The following is a 16,520-nucleotide window of genomic DNA, read 5'->3' as shown; positions in this document are numbered from 1 at the left end:
CTCTCCGTACGAGTTCAGGCGTCGCGCTCGCGCGGCTGGGCATTCTTCCAGCGGAAATGCCCGCTGCGCAGGATGACCGGCGCGCCGACGTCCATCGCAAGGTAGTGTCGCGCGAGATCGTCGATGCGTGCGCGCCCGCCGTGAAATGCCTGCAGCAGATCGTCGACGCGCATCGAAGCCGCCCCGAAGTGGTCTTCGAGCGCTTCGGCGGTGACCGCGCATGTCACCGGGTGGCCGTCGACCTTGGCGACAAACTCGATGGTCATGTCTTCGCAGTTGTAGGTCGGCTCGTCCGGTGGAAACTGAATCTTCATATACCCTCCGGTTGACGGCGGAAATGGCAATCAACCGCTCGCCAGCAGATTATCGGCCGCGCGGTTGCCGCCTCTTTTGATCATAGTCAATGCCCGCCGACAAGTTGCCCCGGAGCTTCGTAGCCGCCCGCGTCGAGGGGCTTGACGTGCATCAAACCGCTTGCCGCGCGCCGCGCATATATTGGGCAAATGCGTTGATATGGACGTATTGCCCAACGGAGAGTGATCATGATGAAAAGCGATGCACAATTGCGCCAGGAGGTTCGCGACGAGATCGACTGGGATCCTGCGATCGACGCAAAACAGATCGGCGTCGAAGTCAATCAAAGCGTGGCCATGCTGACCGGGCACGTGAACAGCTTTGCCGAAAAGCACGCGGCCGAGCGTGCGGCCGAGCGCGTGGCCGGCGTCAAGGCGGTCGCCAACGAAATCGACGTGAAGCTGCCGATTTCCCACGTGCGCGCCGACGCCGATATCGCCAAGGCGGCGGTCGATGCACTGGCCTGGCATACCAACGTGCCGGACGAACGTATCAAGATCAACGTCGACAACGGCTGGGTGACACTGTCCGGACAGGTCGACTGGGCCTACCAGCGGGCCGCGGCCGAGCGCGCGGTGCGCTACCTCAAGGGCGTCAACGGCGTGAGCAACATGGTCACGCTCAAGTCCTATGTGGCGCCGTCCGACTTGCAGCAGAAAATTCATGCGGCCTTCGAGCGGCGCGCTCACCGGGAAGCCAGGCAAATCGTCGTGTCGGTCAACGAAGGCACTGTCACGTTATCGGGCAAAGTCCAGTCGGCGGCCGAACGCGAAGCTGCCAAGGGCGTCGCCTGGGGCTCGCCGGGCGTCACGGCGGTCATCGATCACCTGGTGCTGGAGTGAGCCGCACGAGCCCCCTCGTGTCATTCCATTGACGAATGTCAAAAATATTGACCGGCTAGCGCTCTATCCTGAAACGGTCTTCTGCATTGGGTGCATCGCCCCGCTCCTGTGCAGATGACGACGGTAGTCTTGCCCGCTTCGGCGGGCTTTTTTGTGCCTGCCGGTGCGCATAAAAAAAACCGGCGCCCGCCTGACGGCGGCGCCGGCACGTGCCAACCCCGTATCTCTTTCAGACCGCGCCCCAAGTCGGACCAACCCTGAAGAGTGCGGTCACGCGGCCGCCGCCAGGCACGGCGGCGCGGCGCTGTCGACCTATCTGGCCGCCCTTTTTGAATTGCCGGATTTGCTGGCTTCGGCATGCGAGGCCAGCAAATTCGCATTGGCCGTTTCGACCGCCTGGCGCGTGGCGTCGGAGACCGAGTCGAAAGTTGCCGTGGCAGCATCGGTCATTGACTTGATCCAGTTCTGCAGCGGCATTTCCTGGCTGCTGGGCAAGCTGCCCTGGCCGATCGCCTCGGCGCAGCTTTTTTGCCACTGGCTCGACAAGTCTTTCAGGCTGTCGAACAGCGCGGCCTGGCTCTCGCTGATGGTGGCGAACATATCGCGCCAATACTGGCTCTGCAGCGCCAGCTGATCCTTGACGATCTGATTCTGACAGGCGACCAGCCCGCCGATGTCGTCGGCCTTGCCGAGCGCTTCGGATGCCTTGCGGGTGGCCTCCAGCAACTCTCCATCTGCCTTGAGCTGCAGCGTGCGCAAACGCTCGATATTTTCGAGCATGATCTTGCGCGCGTTCAGGCCCAGGCCCGCATTGACCTTGCATAGCGCGACGCCGATATTTGCATCCATAGTCATGATATCTCTCCTGAAGTGGACCGCACGGCGGTTACGCGATTAAGCAGGCCGACTGCCCAAGAGTGGGAAAAGCAGCAGATTCAATTGACCTCATCAGAATAGTTGCTAATTCGCATGTACGTTTGATGAAAGTCAAAAAAAATTCCCCGATGCGATGCGATGCGCTTGCGTCGATACCCTATTGCATATGCATGCCGCCATTGATCGCGAGATTCGCACCGGTGACGAATGCCGCGTCGTCCGACACCAGGAAGGCGATCAGCGCAGCGACCTCGGCAGGCTTGCCGAGCCGGCCGACCGGAATCTGCGGGATGATCTTCGTTTCGAGAATTTCCTGCGGCACCGCAGTCACCATTTTGGTGCTCAGGTAACCGGGCGAGACAGTATTGACAGTCACGCCGTGCCGGGCGAGCTCCAGCGCCAATGCTTTCGTGAAACCGTGCATGCCCGCCTTGGCCGCCGCGTAATTGGCCTGCCCGAAGGCGCCGCGGCTGCCATTGACCGATGAGATATTGACGATGCGGCCCCAGCCGCGCTGCGCCATACCCTCGCAAAAGGGTTTGCTCATATTGAATACGGAATCCAGGTTGGTGCGCAGCACCGCGTCCCAATCGGGTTTCTGCATTTTCTTGACAGTCAGATCGCGCGTGATACCGGCGTTGTTGATCAGAATATCGACGGCGCCGACCTCGGCCAGGATCTTTTCCGCGCACTGCTGGCACGATGCATAGTCGGCGACGTCGACTTCATAGGCGCGAAAGTGCTTGCCCTTGGCCTCCATGGCGGCAAGCCACGCGTCCGGCTGCGTGTTGTGCGGCGAATAGGTCACTACTACCGAAATGCCGGCATCGGCCAGGCGCAGGCTGATCGCCTCGCCCAACCCGCCCATGCCACCGGTAACCACTGCGATACGTTGAACCATGATGATGTGCTCCTTGATGAGAGGGATATGGGCAATGTCGTCGCAACGCCTCAGATCGCCTCGATGACAATGACCTGAGGATGCTGCTGAGCATAGGCCAGCGCATGTGACAATTCCCCCGCGCTTTGCGCGTAAATCGTGAACAGCGGGTCGCCCGCGGCCACCTGCGTGCCCAGCGGCGCCACGAAGGTCATGCCGGCGCCCGGCGCGCCCGGCGCGCCGGCCATTCTGGCAATGCGGTTCAGGCAGCGGTTGTCGACGTGGGAAACGTGCCCGGCATGGGCGGCACTCACGGTATGGGAATACCGGCCGCAACGCGGCTCACGCATGCCGCCCTGCGCATTGCAGATGCGCTGGAACTGTTGCCAGGCCAGACCGGCCTCCAGCGTTTTGCGGGCCAGGCCGGCACCCTCGCCGACCACCGCCCTGCCGCCGAGTTCGAGCAGCGTGCCGGCAATCTCCACGGCGCGCTCGGTCAAACCGACCGGTGCATCCGGCTCGCCTTGCAACACCGACAGGACGTCGCGGGCCTCCAGCGCGGGCCCGATACCCCGTGCGCCAGGCTGGCTGCCGTCGGCAATCTGCGGGAGGATTTGCATTCCAAGCGCACCGCCGACCGCGCCGAGTTGAGCGATCAACCGCACGGCGGCTTCGCGCGAACGAATCGCGGCGGTTTGGCCTGCCGGGACGTCGACCACCACGTGGGTGGCCCCGGCAGTCAGCGCTTTCGACAGAATCGAGGCGATCCATCGCGCGTCGCTGCTCAGTTCCAGCGACCGCTCGATGCGGATCAATGCCTCGTCGGCCGGGCACAGACCCAGCCCGTCGCTCGACACCACACAGCCGCCGACCTCGTCGACGACCCGGCGCATATGCGCCAGATCGAGATCGACGGGGGCCATGGTCTGCATCGTGTCGGCCGTGCCGGCCGGCGACGTGATTGCGCGCGACGACGTCTTGGGCATGGTCAGGCCATGCGCGCTGACGATCGCAACGATGATCGGGGTCGTGCAGTTGCCGGCGATTCCGCCGATGCTGTGCTTATCGAGCACCACCGGCGTCGGCCATTGCAGTCGCTGCCCGGTTTGCGCCATGGCGAGGGTCAGCGCGGTGATCTCGCCGATATTCAAATGCCCGCCTGCGCAGGCCGCTAGAAACGAGGCGATATGAATGTCGGCGTATTGCCCACCGGCGACATCGCTCATGATCCCGACGAGCTGCTCGGCGACGAACGGCTGGCCCGCGAGTTTGCAACGGACCTGCTCGAACGATTCGAGGGCCGGCAGATATCCGAGCTCCACCCAATCGCCGTCGTCGACTGCCAGCAGATCGCGCGCACGGCTGCTCAGCCCGATCGCATTGTCCTCGAGCCAATGGGCGCTGACCAGGTAAAGCGTGGCGACGATATGGCGCGCGCCGTTGCTTACCGCCACGCGCTTGGGTGCAGCGAGCCCCGCGGCTTCAAAGATGGGCGCGTCGCGCCGCAGGTAGACGAGCGCCTCGCCGCCCGTGTCGATTCCCAGCAGCCTGACCGGCAGCCGATGCGAGGCGGCGGTCGAGCCCGACGGTATCGCCGCGCCCGGTGTTGCAACGCAATCGTAAGACTCGCTCATGACGTTCATGATGGAAATCGGGAAGATGCCTGCGGTTCGGACAGGCAGTTCGGACAGATGGATATAGGGTAGTCAGCGATACCGGCGCGACGCTTGATCTAGGTCATCGATCCGGGTGCGGCATGGCCTCGCCGTGTCAGGCCCGGCGAGCCCGGCGTGGGTTGATATTCGTCAAGCCTCCTGCTGATTCCGCCCAGCCGCACCGCGCTCGCGCATATAGTGGGGCTCAAACGGTCATGCCTTGCCCAGGCCGAGTGTGCCGGCGGCAGGCATGCAACCCGCGGGGTTGTGCGCATGGAGGTCGAAATGAAAACGGATGCCCAATTGCAGCAGGATGTGATGGAAGAACTCGCCTGGGAGCCCTCGGTGAACGCCACCGAGATCGGCGTCGAAGTCAAAGACGGCATCGTCACGCTGGCCGGGCACGTTGCGAGTTTCGTCGAAAAGCATGCGGCCGAGCGAGCGGCGCAGCGCGTCTCGGGTGTCAAGGCGGTGATCGTCGAGATTACCGTCAAGCTGCCCATCGACAGTCGGCGCAGCGATACCGACATCGCCGCCGCGGCGCTGTCGGCCTTGACGTGGCATACCAGCCTGCCGGCCGGCGCGATCGGCCTGAAGGTCGAAAACGGCTGGCTGACGCTGACCGGCGAAGTCGACTGGCCTTATCAGAAGTTTGTCGCCGAGCAGGCGCTCAAGCCATTGCGCGGCGTCACCGGGGTGACCAACCTGATTGCGGTCAAGCCGCGCGTGGTGCCGGACGACGTAAAGCGCAAGATCGACGCCGCGCTGCAGCGCCAGGCGCAACGTGAAGCGGGACGCATCGATGTGGCGATATCGGGCGGCACGGTCACCCTGAGCGGCAAGGTGCACTCTGCCGCCGAACGCCATGCGGCCGAGCGCGCCGCCTGGAGCGCACCCGGCGTGACCGCCGTATTCGATCACCTGAGTCTCGAGTGAGCGAGCCCCGGCAACGACCGACCATTTCCCAACATTTGACGAGAAACATCATGTATCAACGTATTCTGCTCCCAATCGACGGTAGTTCGACATCGCTCCAGGCTCTCCAGGAGGTGCGCCGCATTGCCCGCCCGGGCACGACGGTACGCGTAGTGACGGTGGTCGAGGATCCGGTCGCATCGTTCCCGACGGTCTATGGCGGCTACAGCGAGATCGAGGCAATCCGCAGCGCGCTGCTCGAGGAGGGCAAGCAAATGCTCGCATCGGCGCAGCACGAACTGCAGGATCAGGGAATCACCGCGCAAACGAAGCTGCTCGACTTGCGAGACCTGGGCGGCGACATACCGAGCGCAATCAAGAGCGCCAGCGATGCTTGGCAGGCCGATGTCATCGTACTCGGCACGCACGGCCGGCGCGGCGCCAGGCGCCTTTTCCTGGGCAGCGTCGCCGAGCATCTGGTGCGCATCGCCGACTGCCCGGTCCTGCTGGTACGTTCCGATGAACCGAAATCAACCGAAAAACCGACCCAACCTCACGGAGTTTTGTCATGACTTACAAAACGATTCTGGTTCATATCGATAACAGCAAGCGTTGCCAGGCGCGCGTCGAGCTGGCGGCCGACATGGCGCTGGCCAATCAAGCTCACCTGATTGGCTTGTATCTGGCCTTCTTGCCGGTCGGATTTCCGTATATGGCGCGCGGCGACCTGCAGGAAGTCGCCGACAAATTGGCCCAATCGCATGAGAAACGCGAGAAATCGGCCAAGACGATGTTCGACGAAGTGACCAAGCGCTATGGCGTAAGCGCCGAATGGCGGGCGCCCCAGGAATTCGCCAACGATATTGCGCCGGTGCAGGCGCGTTATGCCGATCTGGTGATCGTCGGCCAGCGCGACGAGCGCGACGACGAAACCTTCGTGGCGGAAAACTTCATCGAGCGCATCGTACTCGACGGCGGCCGACCGGTGCTGGTCGTGCCGTATGCGGGTCAGGTCGCGCACCGCTTCGACAACATCCTGTTTGCCTGGGACGTCGGGCGCGAGGCCGCGCGCGCCGGAACCGACGCCCTGCCGCTGCTTCAGCAGGCCAAGCGCGTGACGGTGATGAGCATCAATCCCAATCACAGCACGCGCGACTATGGCGCGTTGCCGGGCGCCGACATTGCGACGTACTTCGCCCGCCATGGGGTGAACGTCGAGGTCAGCGCTTCGTCTGGCAATAACGACGTCAAGACTGGCGATCTGCTGCTGTCGCGTGCGGCCGACGTAAGCGCCAATCTGATCGTGATGGGCGGCTATGGGCACTCGCGCATTCAGGAACTGGTATTGGGCGGCGTCACGCGCACTCTGCTGCAAAGCATGACCGTGCCCACCTTGATGTCGCATTGAGTCGCGCCCGGCGCCGCCGACCGACAACACCCGCCCACGGCGGCGCATGGGAGGGGGCATGGGTTCGATGGGCGACACACTGACGGCGCTCGCAACGTCGATCGGGATCGGTCTGCTGATCGGTGCCGAACGCGAGCGCCGCAAAGGCGCGGGTCCCATGCGAGGGCCGGCGGGGATCCGCACCTTCACCATCGCCGCCCTGCTCGGCACCCTGGCGACGCTGGTCGACTCCGGCGTGCTGCTGGCGGCGCTGATCGTCGCGATGGCCAGTCTGCTGACTGCCGCCTACGTCAAGCAAACGCATGAAGACCCGGGCCTGACCACCGAGTTCGCATTGCTGCTGACATGTTTGCTCGGCGCCCTGACTCCGCGCCAGGCCCCGCTCGCCGCCGGTCTGGCGGTGTGCGTGGCGATCGTGCTGGCGGCGCGAGGACAAATGCATCATTTCGTCTCGCGCGTGCTCAGCGAAGAGGAACTGACCAACGTGCTGATTCTGAGCGCGGCGGTGCTGGTCGTCATGCCGCTGCTGCCCAATCGTCCGATCGATCCGTTTGGCGCGCTCAATCCGCGCAATATCTGGCGTTTCGCGGTACTGATGATGGCCACCGGGCTATTGGGCCGCGTGGTTCAGCGCATGGCCGGACCTCGCCTGGGCTTGCCGCTGACGGGGCTGTTCTCCGGCATGGTGTCGAGCGTGGCGACCATCAGCGCGATGGGCTCGCATGCGCTCGTGCACCCGGCGCAGTCGCGGCCGGCGGCGACCGGCGCCGTTCTGTCGACGGTGGCAACCACCTGCCAGTTGAGCGCAGTCATCGCGATCATCGATCTGCCTACCATGATCGCGCTGGCGTGGCCATTGGGGCTGGCGACCCTGGCGTCGGTGGCTTACGCCGGCGCCACGATCGTCTGGCCGGACCATGCCGAGCCGGCTGCCGCGCCGCCGCCTGGGGCCAGGCTCGAGCCCGGCGGGGCCCTGGATGTGCGCAAAGCGCTGCTGCTGTCGGCCACGATGGCCGTCATTATGTTGCTGTCCGGCGCATTGGCAGCGTGGTTCGGCAGCCGCGGCGTACTCTTCGCGGCTGCCGCCGGGGGCTTCACCGATGCCCATTCGGTGGCAGCCACGGTCGCGTCGATGGCTGCCGACGGCAAACTCGACATTGCAGCGACTGCCGTGCCGATCCTGGCGGGTTTTTCGAGCAACACCGTATCGAAATGCGCCGCCGCCGCAATCAGCGGTGACCGCCGCTTCGTGCTTCGGGTGATACCAGGGCTTTTGCTGGTCGTGATAGCCGCCTGGTTGGGCTTGGCCGTGAGTTACTGGACCAGCTTCAGCCGGTAACAGTAGCCAACTTCAGTAAAACATGCTGAAATGATGAAAGTTTGAATCCCCGGCCCCCACGCAATGCCTAGAACGACGTCGCCAGCGCCGAATTCCTCGGGGTTGCACAAAATATTGATTCGCTGGCCCATCCCGATTGCTTGGCTGGTCTTCGGGGTGTCGCTGCTCGGCACAGCCTCGATCTGGCTGGGCATGCGCACCAGCGATCAACGAAGCGCCCAACGCCACTTCTACGGGCAAACTGTGCTGATTTCCCGCAGCCTGCGCCACTTGCTGGTCGACTACCAGCAGACGCTGCGCGCCGCCGCGATTCGCGCGGGAACCACTCGTCCGACGCAGGACGCCTGGCAGGCCTACGATCGCAGTCTCGGACTCGACGGATCGCTGCCCGGCCTGGAAACGCTGGCATTTGTCCAGGCGGAGCCGCCAAGCCAAGCCGTGGTCAGCGCGGTGTTTCCATATAACGGCGACAACGCCAGGCTGCTGGGGCAGCCGCTGCGCGACGCCGCGGTGTTGCCGCGCGAGGCAACACCGGGTGTCATGCTGATGCTGCCGCCCTCACCGGATACCGGCGGCCAGACGAGCCGTCCGATCATGCGTCTGGCGATGCCGGTCTATCCGGCCGGCTCGGCCTCCCTGCTGGGCTCGCCCGCACGGCAGCCGGCCAGCGGCTATGTTTATGCAGTGATTCGCCTCGATGCATTGCTGACGGCCGCCGCCCCCGATCTATTGCGCGACATCGACCTCACCGTGCAGGATGTGACCGCCTCGCCGCCGGTAACGCTGTTCGACAGCCGGCAAGGCTCGCGCGATGGCCTCGAGGATCAGGCCGACGCATTGAGCCGCAGCGAGAAAGTCGCGGTCGACGGCCGCTCGCTGCTGCTGATCTATACGACCAACGGTAATTTCGACGTGATGCAAGGCATCGGCTGGGCGCGCAGTGTGCTGATCGGCGGCGTCGCGCTATCGTTGCTGTTGCTCTGGAGCCTGCTCTCGCTGGCCCGCATGCGCATCGACGTCGGCCTCACCGCGCAGCGCATGTCGGCCGATCTGCGCCAAAACGAGTCGCGGCTTTACGGCATCATCCAGTCGGCGATGGAGGCGGTCATCACCGTCGACGAGCAGTACAATATCGTGATTTTCAACCCGATGGCCGAACGCATATTCCTGTGCTCGGCCATGGAGGCAATCGGTACGCCGTTGAATCGTTTCATTCCGGAACGGTTCCGCAACATCCACGAGCGGCATATCGAAAATTTCGGCAAGACGGGCGTCTCCGAGCGGCAAATGGGGCCGGGTCGGCCCTTGTGGGGCCTGCGCGCCAACGGCGAGGAATTTCCGGTGGAGGCCTCGATCTCGCAAAACCGCGATGCTCAGGGTAAGCTCTACACGGTACTGCTGCGCGACATCACCGACCGGCAACAGGCCGAGCAGGCGCTGCAGGACTCGCGAAATGAGCTGGCCAGGCTCTCGGCGCGCATCCAGAGCATTCGCGAGGAAGAGAAAATGCATATCGCGCGCGAACTGCACGACGATCTCGGCCAGCGCCTGACGGCCCTGAAGATGGATCTGTCGATGCTCGACGTGATGCTGCCGCCCGATGCCAAGACGTTGCGTGAGCGCACGGCGGCCATGCACGAGCTGATTGCCGCGACCGTCAGCGAAGTGCGGCGCATCGCCGCCGACCTGCGTCCCGTGATGCTCGACGACCTGGGCCTGACTCCCGCGCTGGAGTGGCTGGCCAACGACTTCTCCAACCGCTACGGCATTCAAACGGAACTGCGGGTGCACGACGACCCCGCCGATCTCGACGAGAATACTGCGACCGCGCTGTTTCGCATCGTGCAGGAAGCATTGACCAACGTCGCGCGCCACGCCAAGGCCTCGCTGGTCACCATTACCGTGCGCTGCGATGCTCGGGCGTGGCGGGTTCGCGTGCAGGACAACGGACGCGGCGCGGGCACCGACCAGTTGAGCAAGCCGAAATCGTTCGGTTTGATCGGCATCCGCGAACGCGCCAGAATGCTGGGCGGTGAAATGCACGTCTACAGCGCACCCGGCGAGGGATTCCGGCTCGATATTATTTTGCCCCAGGCGGCCGTCGATGCCGCGCGAGCATCCAGCGAGGCGCCGCAATGACGCGCATCCTGATCGCCGACGACCACGCGCTCATCCGCGAAGGCTTGAAGCAGATTCTGGGCATGGCCGATGGGTTGAGCGTCGACGGCGAGGCGTCCAACGGCGCCGAGGTGATCGCGCAATTGCGCCGCGGGACCTGGGACGTGCTGCTGCTCGACATGTCGATGCCGGGACGCAGCGGCATCGAATTGATCAAGCAGATCAAGGAAGAATTTCCTAAAGTGCCGATTCTGGTGCTGACCATGCATGGCGAGCAGCAATATGCGGTGCGTGTGCTCAAGGCTGGCGCCGCCGGTTACCTGACCAAGGAAAGCGCGCCGACCGAACTGGTCGCGGCGGTGCGCAAGGTCGCCACGGGCGGGGCGTACATGAGTCTGGCGATCGCCGAGAAGATCGCCCTCGATTTTCGCAGCAGCAACAGCGACGAATTGCCGCACCGCCAGCTCTCCGACCGGGAATTCGCGGTGTTCCTGCAATTGGCCGAGGGCCGCAGCATCTCGGAAATCGCCGAACAGTTATGCGTGAGCACCAAAACAGTCAGTACCTACAAGGCGCGCGTGTTCCAGAAACTGCAGCTGCAGAACCAGACCGAACTGGTGCAGTACGCGATCCGGCACCATTTTCTCAACGACGACGGCGAACCCGCCAATTAGCGGCCATGCGGCTGCCGCGCCGGCCGCGATCATCCTAAAGTCGTAGTCGTCGGCTTACAGCTGTAGGTGTGAACCGATAGCGAATCGGGCAGCTTGCCAATGGATTTTGCGGCGGGCTTTGCCGATACTTGACGCATGATTATCTCGACCTCGCAGGAAATCACCATGCGTCTGCCCGCGACCTCCGCCCCCCTGCCGTGCCCCGCGAAAGCAACCTTGACGAGCCTGCCGGTGCGGCAGATTCATCACCTGCACCCGGCCTCCGAGACGGCAGCCGCGCTGCGCTGCACGTCGTGCCTGTTGAGCGCGTTTTGCCTGCCCGAAGGGCTCAGCCGCGAAGACATCGAAAAACTCGATGCGGTCGTGTCGGTGCGCCGCACCGTGCGCCGCGGCCACGCGCTGTACCGGACCGACGACCCGTTCGAGAATATCTACGCGGTACGCGCCGGGTCGTTCAAGAGCCTGCTGTTCAATCCCGACGGGCGCGAGCAGGTCATGAGTTTTCAGATCGCCGGCGAGTTGCTCGGACTCGATGGCCTGAGCATGCAGAAGCACGCGTGCGACGCCATCGCGCTGGAAGACAGCCAGGTTTGCGTGATCCCGTTCCATCGCCTGGAAGCCTTGTGCCACGACATCCCGGGGATCCAGCATATGGTTCACCAGTTCCTGGGCGAGGAGATCGCACGCGAACGCCGGCTGCTGATGGTGTTGGGCAATATGCGCGCCGAGGAGCGGCTGGCCTCGTTCATTCTCGATCTGTCGGACCGCCTGACCGAGCGTGGCTATTCGTCCAGGGAATTTCACCTGCGCGTCACGCGCGAGGAAATCGGCAATTATCTGGGTTTGAAAATGGAAACCGTGAGCCGGATTTTCTCGCGTTTTCAGGATGCCGGTTTCATCGAATTGCAGCAAAAGCTCATCCGTATCGTCGACATCGACGGCCTGCGCTCGGTGCTCGCCTGAACCGCCGTGGCCCTGCCGCGCGGCAGGGCCGGCCGAGCATTCAGGCGGCTTACTGAATCGTCAACTGCTTGGTCTGGCCATTGCTGCGCTTGGGCAGCACCAGCTCCAGCACGCCGTCGCGGTATGAGGCCTGCGCGCCGGCTTCGTCGACAGCCTGCGCCAGCGTGAAGCTCCGATAGGCGCTGCCGTAATAGCGTTCGCGATGCACGTAATCGCCGTCCTTCTTTTCTTCCGATTCCTTTTTCGTTTCGGCGCTGATCGTCACCTGATTGCCGTCGACCGAGACCTTGATATCTTCTTTTTCCACGCCCGGCAGATCGGCACGTACGGTGTAATTCTTGTCGTCTTCCTTGACGTCGAGCTTGATCTGCATCGACTTGGATGCTTCCAGCGCGACCGGTTTCCAAAAGAAATTACGCACGAAATTTTCGAAAGGTTCGTCGAAACTCAGGGGATCGAAACGGGTGAGATTTGCCATGATGGCCTCCAGGCGGCATTGGTGAATGGATGTTGCCCAAGCCGCGCCGGAACCGGCGCCATGCCGCATGGTGCCGAGTCATCGCGCAATTGAGCAAGCGTAATCAATCCTAGCTGCGCACCGGCGGAAATTTATGACGTACGTCAAATGAACTCGTCACCTCCACGCGTGGCGCGGGCGGCGAGGTGCATGATGAGAATCGATATTGGCTGCCGCGCCGAACAGCGTTTTGTCAAAGGAAATTCGATGGATATCCCTGCCCGCCTCTCGTCGGACCAACACGACCAGCACTCGAGCCAAACCCCTCCGCCGTCGGATCTGCCATTTCGTGCGCTCGACCACGCCAAGGAGGCGTTCATCGCGCGCCTGACCTCGGGCCTGTCACCCGCGGCACTGCTGCTCGCCTTGTCCGACTGGGGCATCCATCTGGCCGCGGCGCCGGGCAAGCAGCTCGAATTGGCGGCATTGCTTGCCAGGGCGCTCGAACAGATTGCGAACTATGGTACTCAGCTCGCGTGCAACGAGAGCGCGCCGCCCTCGCTGCAGCCGACGCCTGGCGATAGCCGGTTTCGATCGCAGGCGTGGCAAAGCGAGCCCTATCGCTATTGGCAACAGGCGTTTTTGCTCACCGAGCAATGGTGGCGCCGGGCCACGCGAGATGTGCCGGGCACAACGCGCCACCACGAGGACATGGTGTCGTTCGCGGCCCGGCAATGGCTGGATCTGATCGCGCCTTCGAATTTTCCTTGGACCAATCCGGACGTCGCCCGCCGTACCGCCTCGACCTTCGGCGCCAATTTGCTCAAGGGCGCGGGCAATGCGTTCCAGGATGTGCAGCGCCAGATGAGTGGTCTGCCGGCCGTGGGGCTCGAAAAATTCGTCGTTGGTGAGAATCTTGCGGTGACCCCGGGCAAGGTCGTGTTCCGCAATCACCTGATTGAACTGATCCAATACACTCCGACAACGCGCACGGTGCGCGCAGAGCCGATCCTGGTCGTGCCGGCCTGGATCATGAAGTACTACATCCTCGACTTGTCGCCGCACAATTCGCTCATACGCTATCTGGTCGGGCAAGGACACACGGTTTTTTGCATTTCGTGGCGCAATGTAACGGCGCAGGACCGTAACCTGAGCCTGGAAGACTATCGGCGCGACGGCGTGATGGCCGCGCTTGATGCGGTCAGCGAAATCGTGCCGCAGCGGAAGATTCATGCCACCGGCTACTGCCTGGGCGGCACGCTGCTGTCAATAGCCGCGGCCGCCATGGCCACCGCCGGCGACGCGCGTCTGGCTACATTGTCGCTGTTCGCCGCGCAGACCGATTTCACCGAGCCGGGTGAGCTGCAACTGTTCATCGACGACAGCGAGGTCTATTTCCTCGAGAGCATGATGTGGTCGCAGGGCTATTTGAGCGCGCGGCAGATGTCCGGGGCGTTCCAATGGCTGCGCTCGAACGAATTGATCTGGTCGCGCATCGTGCACGATTACCTGCTGGGCGAGCGCACGCCGATGACCGACCTGATGGCGTGGAATGCCGATTCGACGCGCATGCCCTACCGCATGCACTCGGAGTACCTGCGCCAGTTGTTTCTCGACAACGACCTGGCCTTCGGCCGCTACCGCGTCGACGGACACGCCGTCGCGCTGAGCAACGTGCGCGTGCCGGCCTTCGTGGTGGGCACCGAGTACGATCATATCGCCCCGTGGCGCTCGGTCTACAAGATTCACACGCTGCTCGACGCGGACGTCACCTTCGTGCTGACCAACGGCGGGCACAACGCCGGAATCGTCAGCGAGCCCGGGCACGCTCACCGCCACTTCCGCTATGGACATACGGCCGCTCATCAATTGCGCGTAGGCCCCGACGAGTGGGTTGCCGCGCACGCCGCGCAAGACGGCTCCTGGTGGCCCGCCTGGACCGATTGGCTCAAAGCGCATTCGGCGCCCAAGGCAGTGGCCCCGCCGCCGCTCGGACTCGGCAATGCCGGCGCCGGCCTGCCGGCTGCACCGGGCACGTACGTGTTCCAGAAATAGCGAACGCCCGCCTACCCAGTCTCCATGGAGAAGAATTTTGACCGCCCTGCCTGACGACCCCGCAGCCCCGAGCGCGCGCGGCCGCGTCACGGCGGTGCGCGGCGCGGTGCTCGATATTGCCTTCGACGAGACGGCGTTGCCCCGGGTCGACGAGGCGCTCACGGTGCAGGCCGACGGCGCCGGCACGATCCTCGCGGAGGTGCAGGCCCATCTGGACGCGCGCACGGTGCGTGCGCTGGCACTGCAGTCGACCGCCGGCTTGCGGCGCGGTGCGGCCGCGCGCGCGCACGGCGGGCCGATTGCGGTGCCGGTGGGCGACGCGATGCTCGGCCGCCTGATCGACGTGACCGGCACGCCGGGCGATCGTGGCACGCCCCTGCCGGCCGACGTGCCGCGCCGGCCGATGCACCGCGAGCCGCCGCCGTTGTCCGCGCAAGGCGCTGCCACCGAGATCTTTGCCACCGGCATCAAAGTAATCGATCTGCTCGCGCCGCTCGCGCAGGGCGGCAAGGCCGCCATGTTCGGCGGCGCCGGGGTCGGCAAGACCGTGCTGGTGATGGAGTTGATCCACGCGATGGTCGAGCGCTATCAAGGCATTTCGGTATTCGCCGGGGTCGGCGAGCGCTCCCGCGAAGGCCATGAAATGCTGCTCGAGATGCGCGGCTCGGGTGTGCTGCCGCGCACCGTGCTGGTGTACGGCCAGATGAACGAGCCGCCTGGCGCCCGGTGGCGCGTGCCGCTCACGGCATTGACCATCGCCGAATATTTTCGCGACGAACGCCATCAGAACGTCCTGCTGCTGATGGACAACATATTTCGCTTCGTGCAGGCCGGCGCCGAGGTCTCCGGCCTGTTGGGCCGGCTGCCGTCGCGGGTCGGCTATCAGCCGACGCTGGCCAGCGAGGTAGCCGCCTTGCAGGAGCGCATCGTCTCGGTCGGACAAGTGTCGGTCACCGCGATCGAGGCGGTGTACGTGCCGGCCGACGATTTCACCGATCCGGCCGTGACGACCATTGCCGCGCACGTCGACAGCATGGTGGTGCTGTCGCGCACGATGGCGGCCGAAGGCATGTATCCGGCCATCGACCCGATCGCCTCGTCGTCGATTCTGCTCGACCCGCTGGTGGTCGGCGCCGAGCATACCGCAGTGGCCACCGAGGTTCGCCAGGTGATCGAGCACTACCGCGAGTTGCAGGACGTTATCTCGCTGCTCGGCGTCGAGGAACTGGGCGCCGACGATCGCCGTATCGTCGGCCGCGCGCGCCGCCTGCAGCGCTTTCTGACGCAGCCGTTCGCGGTAACCGAGGCGTTTACCGGCGTGCCGGGGCGCGCGGTGCCGGTGGCCGACACGCTGGCCGGCTGCCGGGCGATTCTGGCCGGCGAATGCGACGACTGGCAGGAGAGTTCGTTGTATATGGTCGGCACGCTCGACGAGGCGCGCGAGAAGGAGCGGCAGCAGGCTGAAGCTGCGCGGCCCCGGGCCGGCGCCGCGCCGGCGAGCAGGACGCCATCATGAGCCGCGCCTTGCACCTGAGCATCGCCACGCCGGCCGCCGTACTGTTCGACGGCGATGCGATCGCCGCGCTGCGCGCCGAGGACGAGAGCGGCAGTTTCGGTATCCTGCCGGGTCACGCCGCGTTCCTGACCGTGCTGCGCCCGACGGTGCTGCGCTGGCACGGCAGCGACGGCGTCATGCACTTCTGCGCGGTCGAGGAAGGCGTATTGCAGGTGATCGACGGACGCCGCGTCACCGTCGCCTGCCGCGACGGCTTGCTGGGCGAATCGCTCGAAGCGCTCGAGGCGGAAGTTCACGCCGCGCGCGCCAGGCAGCTCGACGCGCAACGTCGCGCGCGCGCCGAGCAGACCCGCCTGCATGCGCAGGCGGTACGTCAGTTGCTGCGCTACCTGCGACCCGTTCCGGCGTCCGGGCCGCGTCCGGTCGGCCCGGCCGAGGCAGCGGCGCTGCCCGCCGAATGAAGGCAGT

At 64.4% G+C, this 16,520-nt stretch carries 16 protein-coding genes; 11 read left to right on the top strand and 5 right to left on the bottom strand.

Going from position 1 to position 16,520, the window contains the following annotated elements:
- Positions 1–14 precede the first annotated feature (14 nt).
- Positions 15–314, bottom strand: coding sequence for a DUF1488 family protein (locus PATSB16_RS09075; RefSeq protein WP_047213845.1), 300 nt, complete (start codon positions 312–314; stop codon positions 15–17).
- Positions 315–545: 231 nt separating this feature from the next.
- Between PATSB16_RS09075 and PATSB16_RS09070 the strand changes: the two genes are divergently transcribed.
- Positions 546–1,196, top strand: coding sequence for a BON domain-containing protein (locus tag PATSB16_RS09070; RefSeq protein WP_047216425.1), 651 nt, complete (start codon positions 546–548; stop codon positions 1,194–1,196).
- A gap of 312 nt (positions 1,197–1,508) precedes the next feature.
- On the opposite strand, the gene PATSB16_RS09065 is transcribed toward PATSB16_RS09070, so the two are convergent.
- The 3 genes from PATSB16_RS09065 to PATSB16_RS09055 form a co-directional block, all read right to left on the bottom strand.
- Positions 1,509–2,051, bottom strand: a complete 543-nt coding sequence (locus PATSB16_RS09065) for a phasin family protein (RefSeq protein WP_083566740.1) — start codon at positions 2,049–2,051, stop codon at positions 1,509–1,511.
- Between the two features lie 178 nt (positions 2,052–2,229).
- The gene (gene phbB, locus PATSB16_RS09060; RefSeq protein ID WP_047213843.1) at positions 2,230–2,973 is read right to left on the bottom strand and encodes an acetoacetyl-CoA reductase; all 744 of its coding nucleotides are present in this window, start codon (positions 2,971–2,973) and stop codon (positions 2,230–2,232) included.
- A 50-nt stretch (positions 2,974–3,023) separates the two neighbouring features.
- Positions 3,024–4,595 carry a thymidine phosphorylase gene (locus PATSB16_RS09055; protein ID WP_052892635.1) on the bottom strand — a complete coding sequence of 524 codons (1,572 nt, stop codon included), beginning with the start codon at positions 4,593–4,595 and terminating at the stop codon, positions 3,024–3,026.
- Positions 4,596–4,892: 297 nt separating this feature from the next.
- Between PATSB16_RS09055 and PATSB16_RS09050 the strand changes: the two genes are divergently transcribed.
- The 7 genes from PATSB16_RS09050 (at position 4,893) to PATSB16_RS09020 (ending at position 12,024) form a co-directional block, all read left to right on the top strand.
- Positions 4,893–5,543 (top strand): BON domain-containing protein, encoded by a 651-nt coding sequence (locus tag PATSB16_RS09050; protein ID WP_047216423.1) that lies wholly within the window; start codon positions 4,893–4,895, stop codon positions 5,541–5,543.
- Between the two features lie 50 nt (positions 5,544–5,593).
- The gene (locus PATSB16_RS09045) at positions 5,594–6,094 is read left to right on the top strand and encodes a universal stress protein (protein ID WP_047213842.1); all 501 of its coding nucleotides are present in this window, start codon (positions 5,594–5,596) and stop codon (positions 6,092–6,094) included.
- On the top strand, positions 6,091–6,930 hold the full coding sequence (locus PATSB16_RS09040) for a universal stress protein (protein WP_047213841.1): 840 nt from the start codon (positions 6,091–6,093) through the stop codon (positions 6,928–6,930). Before PATSB16_RS09045 ends, PATSB16_RS09040 begins: the two co-directional genes overlap by 4 nt.
- A 58-nt stretch (positions 6,931–6,988) precedes the next feature.
- Complete coding sequence (locus tag PATSB16_RS09035) at positions 6,989–8,269, top strand: MgtC/SapB family protein (protein ID WP_052892634.1); 1,281 nt, start codon at positions 6,989–6,991, stop codon at positions 8,267–8,269.
- A gap of 114 nt (positions 8,270–8,383) precedes the next feature.
- Positions 8,384–10,408: a PAS domain S-box protein gene (locus PATSB16_RS09030; protein ID WP_237170328.1), complete on the top strand. Its 2,025-nt coding sequence runs from the start codon at positions 8,384–8,386 to the stop codon at positions 10,406–10,408.
- Entirely contained in the window at positions 10,405–11,061 is a 657-nt protein-coding gene (locus tag PATSB16_RS09025) for a response regulator (protein ID WP_047213840.1), read from the top strand. The genes PATSB16_RS09030 and PATSB16_RS09025 overlap by 4 nt, the downstream gene beginning before the upstream one ends.
- 135 nt (positions 11,062–11,196) lie before the next feature.
- Positions 11,197–12,024, top strand: a complete 828-nt coding sequence (locus PATSB16_RS09020; protein ID WP_237170327.1) for a helix-turn-helix domain-containing protein — start codon at positions 11,197–11,199, stop codon at positions 12,022–12,024.
- A 49-nt stretch (positions 12,025–12,073) separates the two neighbouring features.
- On the opposite strand, the gene PATSB16_RS09015 is transcribed toward PATSB16_RS09020, so the two are convergent.
- Positions 12,074–12,502: an Hsp20/alpha crystallin family protein gene (locus PATSB16_RS09015; RefSeq protein WP_047216419.1), complete on the bottom strand. Its 429-nt coding sequence runs from the start codon at positions 12,500–12,502 to the stop codon at positions 12,074–12,076.
- Between the two features lie 246 nt (positions 12,503–12,748).
- Between PATSB16_RS09015 and PATSB16_RS09010 the strand changes: the two genes are divergently transcribed.
- The 3 genes from PATSB16_RS09010 to PATSB16_RS09000 are packed head-to-tail and all read left to right on the top strand — an operon-like array spanning position 12,749 to position 16,513.
- Entirely contained in the window at positions 12,749–14,536 is a 1,788-nt protein-coding gene (locus PATSB16_RS09010; RefSeq protein WP_083566871.1) for a PHA/PHB synthase family protein, read from the top strand.
- Between the two features lie 37 nt (positions 14,537–14,573).
- On the top strand, positions 14,574–16,052 hold the full coding sequence (gene atpD / locus PATSB16_RS09005) for a F0F1 ATP synthase subunit beta (protein ID WP_237170326.1): 1,479 nt from the start codon (positions 14,574–14,576) through the stop codon (positions 16,050–16,052).
- Positions 16,049–16,513 carry a F0F1 ATP synthase subunit epsilon gene (locus PATSB16_RS09000; RefSeq protein WP_047213839.1) on the top strand — a complete coding sequence of 155 codons (465 nt, stop codon included), beginning with the start codon at positions 16,049–16,051 and terminating at the stop codon, positions 16,511–16,513. The genes atpD and PATSB16_RS09000 overlap by 4 nt, the downstream gene beginning before the upstream one ends.
- Positions 16,514–16,520: the final 7 nt, after the last annotated feature.

Origin of the sequence: Pandoraea thiooxydans (assembly GCF_001931675.1) — a bacterium.
GTDB lineage: Bacteria > Pseudomonadota > Gammaproteobacteria > Burkholderiales > Burkholderiaceae > Pandoraea > Pandoraea thiooxydans.
This window is presented reverse-complemented; position numbering and strand designations above follow the sequence as displayed.

Excerpts from the sequence above, each read along its gene's own strand:
- PATSB16_RS09075 (WP_047213845.1), bottom strand. The coding sequence starts at position 314 with ATGAAGATTCAGTTTCCACCGGACGAGCCGACCTACAACTGCGAAGAC.
- PATSB16_RS09070 (WP_047216425.1), top strand. The coding sequence starts at position 546 with ATGAAAAGCGATGCACAATTGCGCCAGGAGGTTCGCGACGAGATCGAC.
- PATSB16_RS09065 (WP_083566740.1), bottom strand. The coding sequence starts at position 2,051 with ATGACTATGGATGCAAATATCGGCGTCGCGCTATGCAAGGTCAATGCG.
- phbB (WP_047213843.1), bottom strand. The coding sequence starts at position 2,973 with ATGGTTCAACGTATCGCAGTGGTTACCGGTGGCATGGGCGGGTTGGGC.
- PATSB16_RS09055 (WP_052892635.1), bottom strand. The coding sequence starts at position 4,595 with ATGAACGTCATGAGCGAGTCTTACGATTGCGTTGCAACACCGGGCGCG.
- PATSB16_RS09050 (WP_047216423.1), top strand. The coding sequence starts at position 4,893 with ATGAAAACGGATGCCCAATTGCAGCAGGATGTGATGGAAGAACTCGCC.
- PATSB16_RS09045 (WP_047213842.1), top strand. The coding sequence starts at position 5,594 with ATGTATCAACGTATTCTGCTCCCAATCGACGGTAGTTCGACATCGCTC.
- PATSB16_RS09040 (WP_047213841.1), top strand. The coding sequence starts at position 6,091 with ATGACTTACAAAACGATTCTGGTTCATATCGATAACAGCAAGCGTTGC.
- PATSB16_RS09035 (WP_052892634.1), top strand. The coding sequence starts at position 6,989 with ATGGGTTCGATGGGCGACACACTGACGGCGCTCGCAACGTCGATCGGG.
- PATSB16_RS09025 (WP_047213840.1), top strand. The coding sequence starts at position 10,405 with ATGACGCGCATCCTGATCGCCGACGACCACGCGCTCATCCGCGAAGGC.
- PATSB16_RS09020 (WP_237170327.1), top strand. The coding sequence starts at position 11,197 with ATGATTATCTCGACCTCGCAGGAAATCACCATGCGTCTGCCCGCGACC.
- PATSB16_RS09015 (WP_047216419.1), bottom strand. The coding sequence starts at position 12,502 with ATGGCAAATCTCACCCGTTTCGATCCCCTGAGTTTCGACGAACCTTTC.
- PATSB16_RS09010 (WP_083566871.1), top strand. The coding sequence starts at position 12,749 with ATGGATATCCCTGCCCGCCTCTCGTCGGACCAACACGACCAGCACTCG.
- PATSB16_RS09000 (WP_047213839.1), top strand. The coding sequence starts at position 16,049 with ATGAGCCGCGCCTTGCACCTGAGCATCGCCACGCCGGCCGCCGTACTG.